Source organism: Streptomyces sp. LS-MS-L19, from assembly GCF_058382285.1.
This window is the reverse complement of the sequence record NZ_JBYCLL010000001.1, coordinates 8,701,273-8,715,292: the sequence shown is the minus strand read 5'-3', so window position 1 is coordinate 8,715,292 and position 14,020 is coordinate 8,701,273. Positions and strand designations below refer to the sequence as shown.

At 72.7% G+C, this 14,020-nt stretch carries 14 protein-coding genes and 1 pseudogene; 6 read left to right on the top strand and 9 right to left on the bottom strand.

What is annotated here, in order from left to right; genetic code table 11:
- The first annotated feature begins 9 nt into the window (after positions 1-9).
- Together AC2XR2_RS38795 and AC2XR2_RS38790 are read left to right on the top strand one after the other, a co-directional pair.
- Positions 10-1,056 carry a LacI family DNA-binding transcriptional regulator gene (locus AC2XR2_RS38795; RefSeq protein ID WP_381297250.1) on the top strand — a complete coding sequence of 349 codons (1,047 nt, stop codon included), beginning with the start codon at positions 10-12 and terminating at the stop codon, positions 1,054-1,056.
- Positions 1,057-1,300: 244 nt separating this feature from the next.
- Positions 1,301-2,170, top strand: a complete 870-nt coding sequence (locus tag AC2XR2_RS38790) for an alpha/beta hydrolase family protein (protein ID WP_491517654.1) — start codon at positions 1,301-1,303, stop codon at positions 2,168-2,170.
- A gap of 12 nt (positions 2,171-2,182) precedes the next feature.
- Here the strand turns inward: AC2XR2_RS38790 and AC2XR2_RS38785 are convergent, their stop codons facing one another.
- Positions 2,183-2,884, bottom strand: coding sequence for an MmyB family transcriptional regulator (locus tag AC2XR2_RS38785; RefSeq protein WP_491517653.1), 702 nt, complete (start codon positions 2,882-2,884; stop codon positions 2,183-2,185).
- A gap of 41 nt (positions 2,885-2,925) precedes the next feature.
- Here AC2XR2_RS38785 and AC2XR2_RS38780 point away from each other — a divergent pair.
- Positions 2,926-3,021 (top strand): annotated as a pseudogene (locus tag AC2XR2_RS38780) (XRE family transcriptional regulator); the annotation flags it as partial.
- 19 nt (positions 3,022-3,040) lie between these two features.
- On the opposite strand, the gene AC2XR2_RS38775 reads toward AC2XR2_RS38780, so the two are convergent.
- The 3 genes from AC2XR2_RS38775 to AC2XR2_RS38765 form a co-directional block, all read right to left on the bottom strand.
- Positions 3,041-3,232 (bottom strand): hypothetical protein, encoded by a 192-nt coding sequence (locus tag AC2XR2_RS38775; protein WP_491518614.1) that lies wholly within the window; start codon positions 3,230-3,232, stop codon positions 3,041-3,043.
- A 165-nt stretch (positions 3,233-3,397) separates the two neighbouring features.
- Complete coding sequence (locus AC2XR2_RS38770; RefSeq protein ID WP_491517652.1) at positions 3,398-4,930, bottom strand: alpha-L-fucosidase; 1,533 nt, start codon at positions 4,928-4,930, stop codon at positions 3,398-3,400.
- Positions 4,931-4,941: 11 nt separating this feature from the next.
- On the bottom strand, positions 4,942-6,762 hold the full coding sequence (locus AC2XR2_RS38765; protein ID WP_491517651.1) for a glycoside hydrolase family 20 protein: 1,821 nt from the start codon (positions 6,760-6,762) through the stop codon (positions 4,942-4,944).
- 248 nt (positions 6,763-7,010) lie between these two features.
- Between AC2XR2_RS38765 and AC2XR2_RS38760 the strand changes: the two genes are divergently transcribed.
- Positions 7,011-8,354, top strand: a complete 1,344-nt coding sequence (locus AC2XR2_RS38760) for an amidase (RefSeq protein WP_381297262.1) — start codon at positions 7,011-7,013, stop codon at positions 8,352-8,354.
- A gap of 36 nt (positions 8,355-8,390) precedes the next feature.
- Here the strand turns inward: AC2XR2_RS38760 and AC2XR2_RS38755 are convergent, their stop codons facing one another.
- On the bottom strand, positions 8,391-8,873 hold the full coding sequence (locus AC2XR2_RS38755) for a GNAT family N-acetyltransferase (protein WP_381297264.1): 483 nt from the start codon (positions 8,871-8,873) through the stop codon (positions 8,391-8,393).
- Between the two features lie 52 nt (positions 8,874-8,925).
- The gene (locus AC2XR2_RS38750) at positions 8,926-9,099 is read right to left on the bottom strand and encodes a hypothetical protein (RefSeq protein WP_007386357.1); all 174 of its coding nucleotides are present in this window, start codon (positions 9,097-9,099) and stop codon (positions 8,926-8,928) included.
- Positions 9,100-9,570: 471 nt separating this feature from the next.
- Between AC2XR2_RS38750 and AC2XR2_RS38745 the strand changes: the two genes are divergently transcribed.
- Together AC2XR2_RS38745 and AC2XR2_RS38740 are read left to right on the top strand one after the other, a co-directional pair.
- Positions 9,571-9,921 (top strand): hypothetical protein, encoded by a 351-nt coding sequence (locus AC2XR2_RS38745; protein WP_491517650.1) that lies wholly within the window; start codon positions 9,571-9,573, stop codon positions 9,919-9,921.
- Positions 9,922-9,946: 25 nt separating this feature from the next.
- A complete protein-coding gene (locus tag AC2XR2_RS38740) occupies positions 9,947-10,738 on the top strand; it encodes an SDR family oxidoreductase (RefSeq protein ID WP_491517649.1) in 792 nt (263 codons plus the stop codon).
- 5 nt (positions 10,739-10,743) lie between these two features.
- Here AC2XR2_RS38740 and AC2XR2_RS38735 read toward each other — a convergent pair whose 3' ends face one another.
- The 3 genes from AC2XR2_RS38735 to AC2XR2_RS38725 form a co-directional block, all read right to left on the bottom strand.
- On the bottom strand, positions 10,744-10,974 hold the full coding sequence (locus AC2XR2_RS38735) for a hypothetical protein (RefSeq protein ID WP_381297270.1): 231 nt from the start codon (positions 10,972-10,974) through the stop codon (positions 10,744-10,746).
- An 83-nt stretch (positions 10,975-11,057) separates the two neighbouring features.
- Entirely contained in the window at positions 11,058-12,563 is a 1,506-nt protein-coding gene (locus tag AC2XR2_RS38730) for an SDR family NAD(P)-dependent oxidoreductase (protein WP_330262992.1), read from the bottom strand.
- Positions 12,564-12,668: 105 nt separating this feature from the next.
- Positions 12,669-13,997 carry a wax ester/triacylglycerol synthase family O-acyltransferase gene (locus AC2XR2_RS38725; RefSeq protein WP_330262993.1) on the bottom strand — a complete coding sequence of 443 codons (1,329 nt, stop codon included), beginning with the start codon at positions 13,995-13,997 and terminating at the stop codon, positions 12,669-12,671.
- Between the last annotated feature and the right edge of the window lie 23 nt (positions 13,998-14,020).

The window sequence follows — 14,020 nt, the reverse complement described above, 5'->3', positions numbered from 1 at the left end:
GGAATCTCCATGTCAGGCAAGCGGACGCCGGCCCGCCGCCCCACGATGAAGGACATCGCGCGGCATGCCGGCGTCTCCCAGAGCGCGGTCTCGTTCGCGCTGAACGGCCGCCCGGGTGTCTCCGAGGACACCCGCGACCGGGTGCGGCAGGTGGCCGAGGAGCTCGGCTGGCGGCCCAGCACGGCGGCCCGCGCGCTGTCCGGCGAGGGCGCCGCGACGGTCGGTTTCGTCCTCGCCCGCCCGGCCGAGACCCTGGGCGTGGACTCCTTCTTCCTCCAGCTCGTCTCCGGGATCCAGGAGGTGCTGGCGGAGCGCCACCTGGGCCTGCTGTTCCAGGTGGCCGAGGACGTCCAGGAGGAGTGCGAGGTCTACCGGCGCTGGTGGGCCGAGCACCGCGTGGACGGTGTCCTGGTGGTCGACCCGCGCACCGACGACCCGCGCACCGGGGTCCTCGACGAACTGGGCCTGCCCGCCGTGGTGATAGGCGGCACCCCCGGCGAACGCCATCCGGGCCTGTCCACCGTCTGGGCGGACGATGCGGGCGCGATGGCCGCGGTCGTGGACGAGCTGTACACGCTCGGCCACCGGCGGATCGTGCACATCGCCGGCCTGCCCGGGCTCGCGCACACCGAGCGCCGGATCCGCACCCTGCGCGCGGAGGCCGAGCGGCGCGGGCTGACCGGCGTGCGGTCGGTGACCACCGACTACTCCGACGCGGAGGGCGCGGCCGTGACCCGCCGGGTCCTGGAGGCGCCCGCCCCGCCGACCGCGCTGATCTACGACAACGACGTGATGGCCCTCGCCGGAGTCGCCGCCGCGACCGAGCTGGGCCACTCGGTGCCCGCGGACGTGTCGGTGGTGGCCTGGGAGGACTCGGCGCTGTGCCGCATGGTCAAGCCGTGGCTGTCGGCCCTGTCCCGGGACAGCGTGGAGTTCGGCCGTACGGCGGCCCGGGAACTGACCGCCCTGCTGGACGGCGGTCCGGCCCGGACCGTACGGGTCCCGGTGCCACGACTGATCGTGCGGGACAGCACGGGGGCGGCGCGGGGCGCCTGAAGCCCACGGGGACATCCGTCGTGGCGGAGGGGACAATGGCCGTATGCGGACGAGGGGAACGCTCTGTGCCGCCGCCGTACTCGCACTGTCGGCCGTGATGGGCTGCACGGGCGGTGACGGTGAGGACCGGGCGCGCCCGGGCGGTACCAACGCGTCCGCGCCTCGCGGTGCCGGCCCGAGCGGTCCGTCCGCATCGACATCCCTCGGTGCGACCCCGGGCAGCCCCTCGGCGACGCCGTCCCCCGTGGATCCCGTGTCCCTCCCGGCCCTGATCCGGCGCGACCACCAGGGCTCCGATCTGCGGCTGGGCCGTGTGCTGGCCCGTACCTCCGCCTACACCAGCCACGAGGTGACCTACGAGGCGAACGGCCTGACCGTGTCGGGCCTGATGAACATCCCGAGGGGCGAAGGCCCCTTCCCCGCCCTGGTGTTGGCGCACGGCTACATCGACCCGGCGATCTACACCACGGGCCGCGGCCTCAGCCGTGAGCAGGACCTCCTGGCCCGGAACGGGTACGTCGTCCTGCACACCGACTACCGCAACCACGCCCGTTCGGACAAGGACCCCGACAACGACGTGGGCCTGCGCCTCGGTTACACCGAGGACGTCATCGGCGCCGCGCTGGCGCTGCGGTCCTCCGGGCGCCCGGAGATCGACACCGACCGTCTGGGGCTGCTGGGCCGCTCGATGGGCGGCGGTGTCGTATACAACACGCTGGTGGTGGCCCCGGGGCTGTTCGACGCGGCGGTGGCCTACGCGCCGGTCAGCGCGCGTCCCGAGGAGAACATCGACCAGTTCCAGCGCCCCGAGGGCGACCCGCTCGTCGCCGAGATCGAGGCGGCCCACGGAACGCCCGAGGAGAACCCGAAATTCTGGCGTGAGGTCTCCCCCGTCACCTACGCCGACCGGGTCACCGAGCCCCTGCTGATCCACCACGGCACCGCCGACACGACGTGCCCGATCAGGTGGAGCCGCGAGGCGGTCGCCGCGTTCGAGGCGGCGGGCAAGGACGTCGAGCTGCGCACGTACCGGGGCGAGGGCCACACCTTCTACCCCCAGTGGGCACGCAGCATGGACGTCACCTTGGCCTTCTTCGAACAGCATCTGGGGTGAGCGCCCCGACGGTCAGAGCAGCCGGGCGAGGGCGGCCTCGGAGGGGCTGCCGGGGGCGGCCTGGTACACGATGATCACCTGGTGCCCGGCGCCGCCGACGGTGAGGGCCTGCCTGCGCAGCGCGAGGGCGCCGACCTCCGGATGCGCGAACCGCTTGGGCTCGTCACGGGCGGACCGTACGTCGTGCCGGGCCCACAGGCGGCGGAAGTCCTCGTCCGCCGCCAACTCGGCGACGAGCCGCGCCGTTTCGGGATCGTGGGGATCGGCCTCGGCCCGCAGTGCGGCCGCGGTCTGCGCGGCGATCTCCGCCCGGTCGGGGAAAGCCGGCGCGCTTCCGGGCCGAGGAACACCTCCCGGACCGGATTGCGCCCGGGCTCGCGCCGGGACGGGCGTACGGGATCGGGCGCGGTCAGCGCGTACAGGTGGGCCGCGGTGTCGTCCAGCTCCAGCGCCCCCACGCGGACCGCGTCCTGCCGCTGCGCCTCGACGTCCGCGACCGGCACTTCGACGTGCTGGCCGCCAACAAGCGGGCCCGCGCGCTCGCCGCGAGGGGGCCGGCGCCGGGTGCCGGGGCTGCGCCGGGACGAGCCGGCCCGACTCGGCGGGATCAGCGAGCCCTGTCTGACCCGGCGCCGGCCCCCACGCGGACCGCGTCCTGCCGCTGCGCCTCGACGTCGACGTCCGCGACCGGCACTTCGACGTGCTGGCCGCCAACAAGCGGGCCCGCGGGCTCGCCGCGAGGCGGCCGGCGCCGGGTGCCGGGGCTGCGCCGGGACGAGCCGGCCCGGCTCGCCGGGATCAGCGAGCCCTGTCTGACCCGGCTGGAACAGGGCGTCGACCGGCACCCCTCGCCGCAGGTGCTGCGCGCCCTCACCCGGGCACACCGAACCCCTCGCCGCCTACGAGCCCGTCCGCGAGGCCCGCCGGGCCGGCGCCGGCGCCCGCGCGCCACAGGATCCGCGGGTCACGGCCGACGTCGTCCTCGAACTGGTCGACACCGACGAACCGCCGCTGCGCCTGTTCCTCGGCACCCACCCCTGTCCCGTCGTCGAGGCCGCCCACCGGCAGCGGCTGGAGACCTGGGAGGCCTGGCGGCCCCTGGCATCCCGGGCCTGACGGCGGCGGTCACCGGGCGCCGGACATCAGGCCGCCGGGACCCGGTGGCCGCTCGGTCGCGTTCCCTCGGACCCGGGACCCGGGACCCGGTGACCGCTCGTCGGGCAACCTTCAGACCCGGGACCGGTAGAGCCCGAACTCCTTGATGTGTACGGCGCTTCGGGCCCGCGTCACCCGCAGCCGCCATCTCCGGGCCCGCACCGGGGCCGTGAGCGGCAGGACGCGGCTCGCGCCGACGGTTCCGGCGCCCGTGACCTCGGTCCAGCCGCCGTCACGGAACGCCTCGACGACGAACTGCTCCACCTGCTGGCCGTACCGGATGTCCTCCGCGAGCCGGATCCGGTCCACCTCCTGCTCATGGCCAAGGTCCAGCGTGACGCGGTCCGGTGCCGTGGTCCTGCGGGCCCCTCGGGCCAGATCGGCGGGCAGCTCCCGCTCGATCCGCTCCCGGAACTCGCGCAGACGGACGACATCGGTGCTGTGCAGCAGGCCGTCCGTGTCCGGGGGGACGTTGAGCAGCAGTACGGCGTTGCGGCCCACCGAGCCCAGCCAGATCTCCGTCAAGTAGTCCACGGACTTGGGCTGTTGGTCGGGGTGGTAGAACCAGCCGTCCCGGATGGAGACATCGCATTCGGCGGGCCACCACTGGAGGTAGTCGGTGGCCGGCTGCGCCTTCACCAGCGCGGCCCGGCTGCCCTCGTCCGGGGTGTCGTAGGACAGGGCCCAGTCGGTGCGGCCGTACTGGTTCTCCTTGACCGGGACGACGCTCCACTCGTCCTCGCGTGCGATGCCGCTCTCGTTGCCGACCCAGCGCAGATCGGGGCCGGTCACGGCGATCGCCGCGTCCGGGGCGAGCGCGCGGACCAGGGTGTACCAGCTGTCCCAGTCGTAGCTCTCCACCTTGTCGGGCGGGATGTGTCCCTGGGCCCCGTCGAACCACACCTCGTCGACGGGGCCGTACTCGGTGAGCACCTCGTAGAGGGTGTTGAGCATGTGGGCGCCGTAGTCGGTCGCGTCCAGGGTGTACGAGCGGTCCGGCGTGCGGTCGTCGCCCGCCACGAGCGTCGGGATCGTGCGCGGGGTGCGGGCGCTGCCGTTGGCGTAGACGCCGTGCAGGTACTGGTTCTCGTCAGCGGGCGAGATGTACACGCCGACCTTGAGGCCGTGCCGGCGCATCGAGTCGGCGAACGACCGCAGCACGTCTCCTCGCCCGTCGCGCCAACTGCTCGAGGCCACCGAGTGGTTGGTGTAGCGGGAGGGGTAGAGGACGAAGCCGTCGTGGTGTTTGACGGTGAGGATGGCGAGCCGGAAGCCGCTGTCCTTCAGGGCGGCCGCCCACTGGTCGGTGTCGAGGCCGGTCGGCTGGAAGACGTCCGGGTCCTCGTCGCCGGTGCCCCACTCCAGTCCGGTGAAGGTGTTCACGCCGAAGTGCAGGAACGCGGTCTGTCCGAGGTTCTGCCAGGCGATCTGCCGTGCGGTGGGCCGGACCTGGGAGGCCTTGCGGACCAGGTCGGCCTCGGTGTCGTCCGGTGAGACGGGGACGCGGTAGAACCGGTCGCCGTCGGAGGCCGCCGCCAGGGTGGGGACGCCGGTCACGGCGAGGGCGGTGGCGGCGGTGACGAAGAGGCGTCTGGAGACAGTCATGGGGGGACCTCTCAGCTCAAGTGCCAGACGGTGGGGGTGTGTTGGTCGGCGGGGTACTGCACGATCCGGCCGTCGTCCGTGACGGCGAGCGCCATCTGCGTGATCGCGTTGACCAGCCGGTAGCCGCCCGCCGCGGGCTCCAACTCCCAGCGCTGCAAGGTGTTCGTGGCGTCACAGGTGTCCCAGGTCGCTTCGACGCCTGGCTGGAGCGGCACGTTGAGCGTGAGCTTGCCGCCGCTGATCGCGAGGCAGCCGGCCGCGGAGCGGAGGGTCGCGTAACCGTCGGCGGTGCGCTGGACGGCGGCCGTGAAGGACTGCCCGAAGCGGTACGTCCCATCCGCCACCGGCACCCGGGTCAGGTCCCGCCATCCCGGTGCGTGTCCGATGGCCGTGCCGCGTGCCGTGAACCCGGCGTAGGTGGCGTCGGGATGGGGGTCGCCCCAGGTGGCCTGGGCGATGTGGCGCAGGGCGGGCCGCAGCCGTACGGCGACCTCGTTCTCGGTCTCGCCGCGTCCGTTGTCCGGCCACAGGCTGATCTTGGCGCCGGTGACGCCCTTCGAGGAGGTCAGCTGTTCGCCCTCGAAGCTGCGCGGGTCCCAGCTCTGGTCGTACAGCGACGCGGTGTCGCTGTGGAAGCCGCCGCGGATGAGGTACAGGGAATAGGCGGAGTTCATCACCGAGTAGCCCTGGGCGATGAGCCCGCTCGGCTTCACCGCCACGTTCAGCCAGTGCTCGACGGTGGTGTCCTTGGCGACCGGCACGGTGTTGGCGCCGGTGAGCCCGTCGTTCCAGATGCGCAGCTTGACGCCCTTGCCCGCCGCGTGGTCGTGGACCCGGTTGATGAAGTCGATGTACGCGTCCTGCGGGGTGGCGCTCGAACCGTACTTCTCCTGGGCGTACTCGAGCATCTGCGGGTACTTGGAGTAGTCGGAGCCGAGCATGTACTCGTCGGCGCCCATGTGCCAGGACTTCGCGGTGAAGACCTGCGCGTACTCGTCCATCAGGCTCGTGTAGTAGTCGAAGGCGGCCTGCTGGGTGACGTCGAGACGGGCGGGTTGCCTGTTGCCGTCGGAGTCGGTCAGTTGCAGGTCGGGGCGGTTCTCGATCCAGGGGTCCATGTGGCCCGGGGAATTGATCTCGGGGATGATCTCGACGTGGTACTTGTCGCCGAGCGCGACGAGCCGCCGTATCTCGTCCTTGGTGTAGTAGCCCCAGGTGTTGGCCTCGGGGTGGGCGTCGCTCTTGACCTTCAGCTCCACGAGCAGCTGGTTGAGCTTGTTGTAGGACATCTCGCGGACGAGGTTCTCCAGCCAGGGCAGCGTGATGTGGATGTAGCAGGCGCACACGCCGACCCCGCGCTCCTTGTAGCGGGGCACGTCGACCGTGTGTCCGGCGGGGATCCGGTCGCCCTGGGCGAGGAGCTGGAGGAGGGTGCGGGTGCCGTAGAAGGCACCGGTCTCGGTGGCGCCGGTGATCGACAGGCTCCGGCCGGCGCGCAGTTCGTAGCCCTCGGCGCCGAGGGAGGTCCTGGACGGCTTGACGTCGATAACGATGTCACCGGTCCGGGCTCCGCCTCGGACCACCGCCGGGGTGCCGTGACCGGCCGCCCGGAGGTCTCCGGCCAGCGTCTCGGCGACCCGGCGGTCGGCGGTGCCGTCGGCCACGAGCCGGGTGCCGGTCCCGAACACATAGCTGCCGGACTCCGGTGTCCAGTCGGTCAGGGCGGGCACGGTGACCGGCGCGCTCCGCGCCTCGCGGGCGACCGCCGGAACGGGTGCCAGGAGCAGCGTCAGCAGCGCCACCACAGCGGCGAATCTCAGCCGTTTCCTCATGGGCGACTCCCTATTCATCGGATGGCTGATAATCGAGGCCCCCAGGAGGGCTGTCAACGGGGCTGAATGAGCCGGGAGTTGCTCCAGAGATCGGATGACCTGCTGGTCAGTGCCTCGCTCCCGTCCGCACCTGCCGCGAAAAGTCCAAGAGGAGCGACCCGAATGTCCAAGCCCGGGTGCTCTCGACTCGGGGTCCACCGCGGGGCAGAGTTCTCCTCACATACTCGCGAGTAGCCCGAGGAGCGCACGTGACCAGCTGGGTCGGCCGCACCGCCGCCGAGATCGCCGCCGCCGTCCGCGAGAAGCGGGCCACCCCGCGCGAGGTGGTGGCCGAACACCTCGCCCGGATCGAGAAACTGGACGGGCGCCTCGGGGCGTTCCGGGTGGTGCGGGCCGAGGCGGCGCTCGCGGAGGCCGACGAGGTGGGCGCCCGGGGCGACCTCGGCGAACTGCCCCTGGCCGGGGTGCCGGTGGCCGTCAAGGACAACCTCTCGGTGCGCGGCGAGACCAACCGCGTCGGCTCCGCCGCGACCCCGGACACCCCGGCCGAGGCCGACCATGTGGTGGTGGCACGGCTGCGGGCGGCGGGCGCGGTGGTCGTGGGCCTGACCAACGTGCCGGAACTGTGCGTCTTCGGCACCACGGAGGGCGTCCACGGCACCTCCCGCAACCCGTGGGACACCTCGCGCACGGCGGGCGGCTCCTCCGGCGGCAGCGCGACCGCGGTCGCCGCCGGACTGGTCCCGCTCGCCCTCGGCAACGACGGCATGGGCTCGCTGCGCATCCCGGCGGCCAACTGCGGCCTGGTCACCCTGAAGCCGGGGTCGGGGGTGGTCCCGGCCGGCATCAGCGACGGCGACTGGTTCGGCATGTCCGAAAACGGTCCGCTCGCGACCACCGTCGAGGACACCCGGCTGCTGCTTTCGGTCATCGCCGACACCGAGTTCGTACGACGGGACGCGCCCGCCACGCTCGACGTGGCCGTGTCCCTGCGCAGCCCGCTCGCCGGGGTGAGCATCAGCGCGCCGTACGCGAACGCGGTCCGGGAGGCGGCGGGGCTGCTGATCAAGGCGGGGCACCAGGTGCGGCGCGCCGACCCGCCGTACCCGCTGTCGCTGGGCGTCACCTCGCTGGCCACCTGGACGGCGGGCACCTCGGTGGACGCGCAGGGGCTGGATCCGCGGCTGCTGGCCCGGCGCACCCGGGTGCACGCGACGATCGGCCGGCGTTTCGTCAAGACCGTGCGGACGGGCCGCGCGCGGCAGGCGCTGCGCGAGCGTCTGGAGCCGTTCTTCGCCGAGCACGACGTGCTGCTGCTCCCGGCGCTGGCCCGCCGCTCCCCCAAGGCCGAGGCCTGGCACGAGCGGGGCTGGCTGCGCAACGTCCTCGCCAACACCGCCTACTCGCCGCTCACCCCGCCGTGGAACCTCACCGGCTGGCCGGCCATGTCGGTGCCGCTGGGCACCCTGCCCTCGGGCGCCCCCACCGCCGTACAGCTGGTGGCACGGCCGGGGTCGGAGTCCGTACTGCTGGAGGTCGCGGAGGAGCTGGAGCGGCGGCAGCCGTGGCGGCGGACGGCACCGGTCGACTGAGCGGCGCCTTGAGGACAGAGGCGCCTGGCCGACGGCTCAGAGGGCCCTGTACATGATGTGCAGGCCGACCCGCCCGTGCCGGGGGTGGGCGAAGGCGTCCGGGACGGTGCCGAGGATCGTGAAGCCCAGGGAGGTCCAGAGCCTCACGGCCGGGTTGGTCTCGACGACGGCGTTGAACACCATGCCCCGGTAGCCGTCGGCCGCGGCGGCGGCCAGGACGTGCTCGGCGAGGGCGCGGCCGTAGCCGCGGCCGCCCCGGTCGGGGTCGACCATGAAGCCGGCGTTGGCGATCCGGGCGGCGGGGCCGGCGTAGTTGGGGGTGACGTAGGCCGAGGCGACGATCGCGCCGGTCTCGTCCTCGACGACGAACACGCGCTTGGCCGGGTTCATCCACAGGGCCCGTGCGGCGTCCTCGGAGGTGTCGGGGTCCCAGGCGTAGGTCTCGCCGGCGGCCACGATCCGGTGCCAGAAAGGCCAGATCCGCGGCCAGTCCCCGGCCGCGGCTTCTCTGATCAGCATGGGCGTGAGTCTCGCACGCCCATGCCGTCGGCGATCGCGAAGGATCCTGCGGTCAGTCCACGCTGGGCAGGATGTGGGGCTCGGCGAGGTCGTCCTCGTAGCCCGCGAGACGGATGGGGGCGGAGCGCGCCCACACGTCGAGACTGCCGATGTCCCCGGGCCGTCGGCCCGCGCGCTCCGGGCGTTCCTTGGGGCGCTGTTCGCGATTCGTCTTCTCCGGTGTCACCGCGCACTCCTTATGTGTCGGGCTCACCCTCGGGACGTCACCTGTCCGGTGTTGCGGCCGGGTGCCAGGGCGTCCGCTCGGGTCCTGTGTCGAGATCGGGTTCGGACGCGGTGGCGCCGGTAACTCATGTGAGAGCAGGCCGTGGTGACCGGCTTGTCCCGGGACGGACTGTGGGTGTGGGTGGGACCCCGTACTGCCGTCCGTCCGCTACAGATTAACCAGATGAGCGGGGGCGCGCTCGATAGGGGCTGAAAACAAGGTGTAACCATTGCAATTCAACTGCGTTCTTTCGGCCATGTTCCGCATGATTTGTCACTTGATACGCCTTTCTGAAGTCACTCGTTCGGCCTAGGGATCGACCGGGCCTCCGGGCCGTCGGGGGCGCGCAGTTCAGGTCCCGTTGGCTCAATCGCAAGGCGACCGTGCTGTGCTGACCCACGGCAACGGCCGGACCGGCGGGAGGTCTGACGTATGGAACCGCGCAGTGTCGACGAGCTGATGGATCTGCTGCACGCCTGCGGCAGCGAACACGCCCTGCGGACCGCCGCGCTGCTGCGCCGCAGCCGGCCCGCCGACAAGGAGCTCCAGGTGGCCGGCCTGGTGCTGGGCCTCGGGCCGGCCGCCGAGGCGTTCCGCAGCCTGCTCGGAGACCGGGTCCACCGCCTGGTGCGCGGGCACGGCCCCACCACCGACGACGACCTGCTGCGCCTGGCCGACGAGGACGGCCGCACCGCCCGCTTCGACGCGGGCGTCCTGGAGGACTGGCGGGCCGTCCTGGAGCTGGTCGCCACACGCAACTCCCGTCTGGAGTCTGTCGACTGACGGTTCGTCATGAGACGGTACGGCGATGACGTCGTCGTACGGACTGCACGGCAGGGCCGCCCTGGTGACCGGCGGCAGTCGCGGGATCGGGCTCGAGGTCGCGCGTCAACTGGCCGACGCCGGGGCGCTGGTGTGCGTCACGGCCCGGGACCGGGAGGACGTCCGGCGGGCCGCCGACGGACTCGGCGGCATCGGGCTGGCGGGCAGCGTCGCTGATCCGGCCCATCTGCGCGCGGCCGTGGACCTCGTCCTGCGCGAGTTCGGCCGCCTCGACGTGGTGGTCAACAACGCGGCGACGAACCAGCCGTACGGCCCTCTCATGGAGGTCGATCCGGACGCGTGGCGCGAGGCGTTCACCGTCAACGTGGAGGCACCGCTGCGGCTGGTGCGCGAGGCGTGGCGGGCGTGGATGCGGGAGCACGGCGGGTCGGTGGTCAACGTGTGCACGGAGGGCGCCGCGCATGTCGGGCCGCACGTGGGCGCCTACGGCACCAGCAAGGCGGCGCTGCTGCACCTGACCCAGCAGCTGGCCGGTGAGCTGGCTCCCCGGGTGCGGGTCAACTCCGTCTCCCCCGGCCTCGTACGCACCGAGATGGCGCGGTTCGTGTGGGAGAAGGGGCCCGTCGAGCTGCCGCTCGGCCGGATCGGCGAGCCCGAGGACATCGCGCGGGCCGTGGTGTGGCTCGCGTCCGACGCGGCCGGGTGGATCACCGGGGCGGATCTGGTGGTGGACGGGGGCACCCGGGTGCGGGCGGCGCACCCGGGCGGGTACGCCGTCCATGACCGGTTACGGGCCTACGGGCCAGCCGATCCGTGACGGCCTCATGGGAAGAGCGCGATGCCCATGAGGACGATCAGGGCGGCGAAGACGACGAGCGCGATCATGCCCCAGCTCCAGGGATGCCTGATCGGGTCGGACGCCCCGCCCCGGGGCCGGTCCTCCGGGAGCTCGTGGCCGACCGGACGGTCGCTCGCGTAGAACTCCTCGTCGGTCGGGTAGTGGTTGCGCGGGTCGCCGAACGCCCGCGGATCGATGCTGTGTGGACGTGGCATGACAACTCCTGGCAGGGAACTGACCGGTGTCCGGGTTCCCCGTCGCCGACGGCCCACACGTCAGGGCCACCGGCGCCGCCGGTTCACCACTTCCCGGGCGCGTAGTCCTTCAGGAAGACCCCGTAGACGTCCTCGCCGTCCTCGCCGCGCACGATCGGGTCGTAGACGCGGGCCGCGCCGTCGACCAGGTCGAGGGGGGCGTGGAAGCCCTCCTCGGCGAGGCGGAGCTTGTCGTAGTGCGGGCGCTCGTCGGTGATCCAGCCGGTGTCGACCGAGGTCATGAGGATGCCGTCGCTCTGGAACATCTCCTGGGCGCTGGTGCGGGTCACCATGTTCATCGCGGCCTTGGCGGCGTTGGTGTTGGGGTGGCCCGCGCCCTTGTAGCCGCGGCCGAAGACGCCCTCCATCGCGGAGACGTTCACGACGTAGGAGCGGCCGCTGCGCGCCTTCTTCGCCGCGTCGGCCATGGCCGGGCGCAGCGCGCTGATCAGGATGAACGGCGACGTGTAGTTGCAGAGCTGGGTCTCCAGGAGCTCCACCGGGGAGATCTGGTCGATGGTCTGGACCCAGGTGTTGCTGTCGACGACGTCCGGGACGAGGCCGCCCGCGTCGATCGCGGTGCCGTCGAGGTGCCGGGCGACGCTGGCGTTGCCCGCGACCAGGGCGAGGTCGGCGACCTGCTGGGCGTCGATGCCGGAGATCCCTGCGGGCAGCGAGGCGAGTCCGTCGACCGCGCCGGAGCCGAAGGCACCGATGACGTGGTGGGCGGGGAGCTCACCGGCGGGCAGCGGGGCGCTCTCGCCGTCGACCAGGGCGGCGTACGCGGACGGCAGCCGTCGTACGGTCTGGGTCGCGTTGTTGACGAGGATGTCGAGCGGGCCCGCCTCGGCGACCTGCTCGGCGAGGGCGACGGCCTGGGCGGGGTCGCGCAGGTCGATGCCGACGACCTCCAGGCGGTGCAGCCAGTCGCCGGAGTCGTCCATGGCCTTGAAGCGGCGGATGGCGTCCTTCGGGAAACGCGTGGTGATGGTGGTGTGGGCGCCGTCGCGCAGCAGCCTCAGCGCGATGTACATGCCGATCTTGGCGCGGCCGCCGGTGAGCAGGGCGCGCTTGCCGGTGAGGTCGGCGCGGGCGTCGCGCTTGGAGCGGTTCAGGCGGGCGCAGTCCGGACAGAGCTGGTGGTAGAAGTAGTCGACCTCGACGTACCGGGTCTTGCAGGTGTAGCAGGAGCGCGGGCGCTGGAGTATCCCCGCGACCCGGCCCTCCTCGGTGATCGACGACGGCAGGATGCCCTCGGTCTCGTCGTCGATGCGCTGGGCGGAGCCGGTCGCCGTGGCCTCCGTGACCGCCTTGTCGTGGGCGGTCTTGGCGGCCCGGCGCTCCTGGCGGCGGCGCTGCTTGACGGTGCGGTAGATGCCCGCGGTGGCCCGGCGCACGGCGATCGCGTCGGGGTGGTCGACCTCCAGCTTGTCGAGTTCGTCGAGCACGCTGAGGCAGACGGCCAGCCGCTCCGGGTCGATGCCGGGGCCGTACACGACCTCGTCCACGGCGTCGTCCGTGATCGCCGAGCCGTCCTCTGTCACCGTCATCGCGCTGCCGTTTCCCTGGTCACCCGTGCGGCACTGGGGCCGCGTCCGCTGGTCGAACGCGGAATTTTACTTCAGCGCCGGGCCCGGCCCGTAATCCGGGAACGATCAAGAGCCGCAGGCGGCCAGCAGTCCGGTCACCTCCTCGGACAGGGCGTGGGCCAGCCGGTCCAGGTCGGGCACCGCTTCCGCGTCCGCGACCAGGCCGTAGTGGACCTGTCCGCGGTACGTCGAGATCGCCACGGCGAGGGACTGGCCGCGGGCGAGCGGGGCGAAGGGGTAGACCTCCGTGACCGGGTTGCCGCCGAGCTTCAGGCCGATGCTCGGCAGGGGCACGCTGGTGACGAGCAGGTCGAACCAGAGCCGGGCACCCTGACTGGCCAGAGGCCCGCCGAGGCGGTGGCCGAGGGCCGGGACGTGGTCGGCGAGCAGGGCGACGGCTCCCGCGCCGCGGTGGGGGCCGGCGTCCTTCTTGCGGTCCATGGCCGTACGGACCGTGTCCAGGCGGCCGAGCGGGTCGGGGTCGTCGACCGGAAGCCGCACCAGGTACCCGGAGAGGCGGTTGCCCTGCGGGTGCGCGGTCCGGGGCCGGCGCCGGGAGACCGGGATCAGGGCACGGGGCGCCACGCCCTCGCTGCCGTCGCCGCGTTCGTCCAGCCAACGGCGCAGGGCGCCCGCGACGACGGCGATCAGGACGTCGTTGACGGTGCCGCCGCGGGACTTGCGGACGCGGTGCACGTCGTCGAGGTCGACGACGACTCCGGCGGTGCGGCGGGTGCCGCTCGGCTCGGCGGTGAGGGCCGGCGAGGACCGCACGCCCACGGAGGACAGGGCGACGGAGGCGCCGATGTCGAGGGCGCGGCCCAGGTCGGAGACGGCGCCACGGACGAGGTCGGGCAGCTTGCGCACGTCCGGGAGCAGACCCTTCGCGGGCTCCTCGGGGCGTGGCTTGCGGGCGGGCAGGTCCATCGGGTCCAGGACGGCGGCGGCGAGCGTCAGCGCCCGCAGTCCGTCGGCCAGGGCGTGGTGGAACTTGAAGAGGACGGCGAAGGAGACACCGTCCTGTCCCGGCAGCACATGCGCCTCCCACGGCGGCCGGTCACGGTCGAGCGGCCGCTGCATGAGGCGGCCCGCCTCGGTGTGGAAGTCGGCGGTCGGGGCGTGCAGCAGGACGTGCCGGAGCGGGTCGAAGCCGGGGTCGGGCACGCGCGCGGCGCCCCCGAAGGCGTACGGGAAGCCGAGCGGCCACACGTCCCGGATCCGCATTCTGAGGCCGGGCACGGCGGCGGCCCGGCCCGCGAGCAGATCGGCCGCGTGGGCGCCCGCGGTGGGCGAGTGCGCCGAGAAGACGCCGAGCGCTCCCAGGTGCATCGGGTGCTCGGCGGTTTCCATGTTCCAGAACGCCAGGTCGAGAGGGGCGAGCAGGTCTGAAGTCAATGGCTTGCCTCGCGTCGACGACG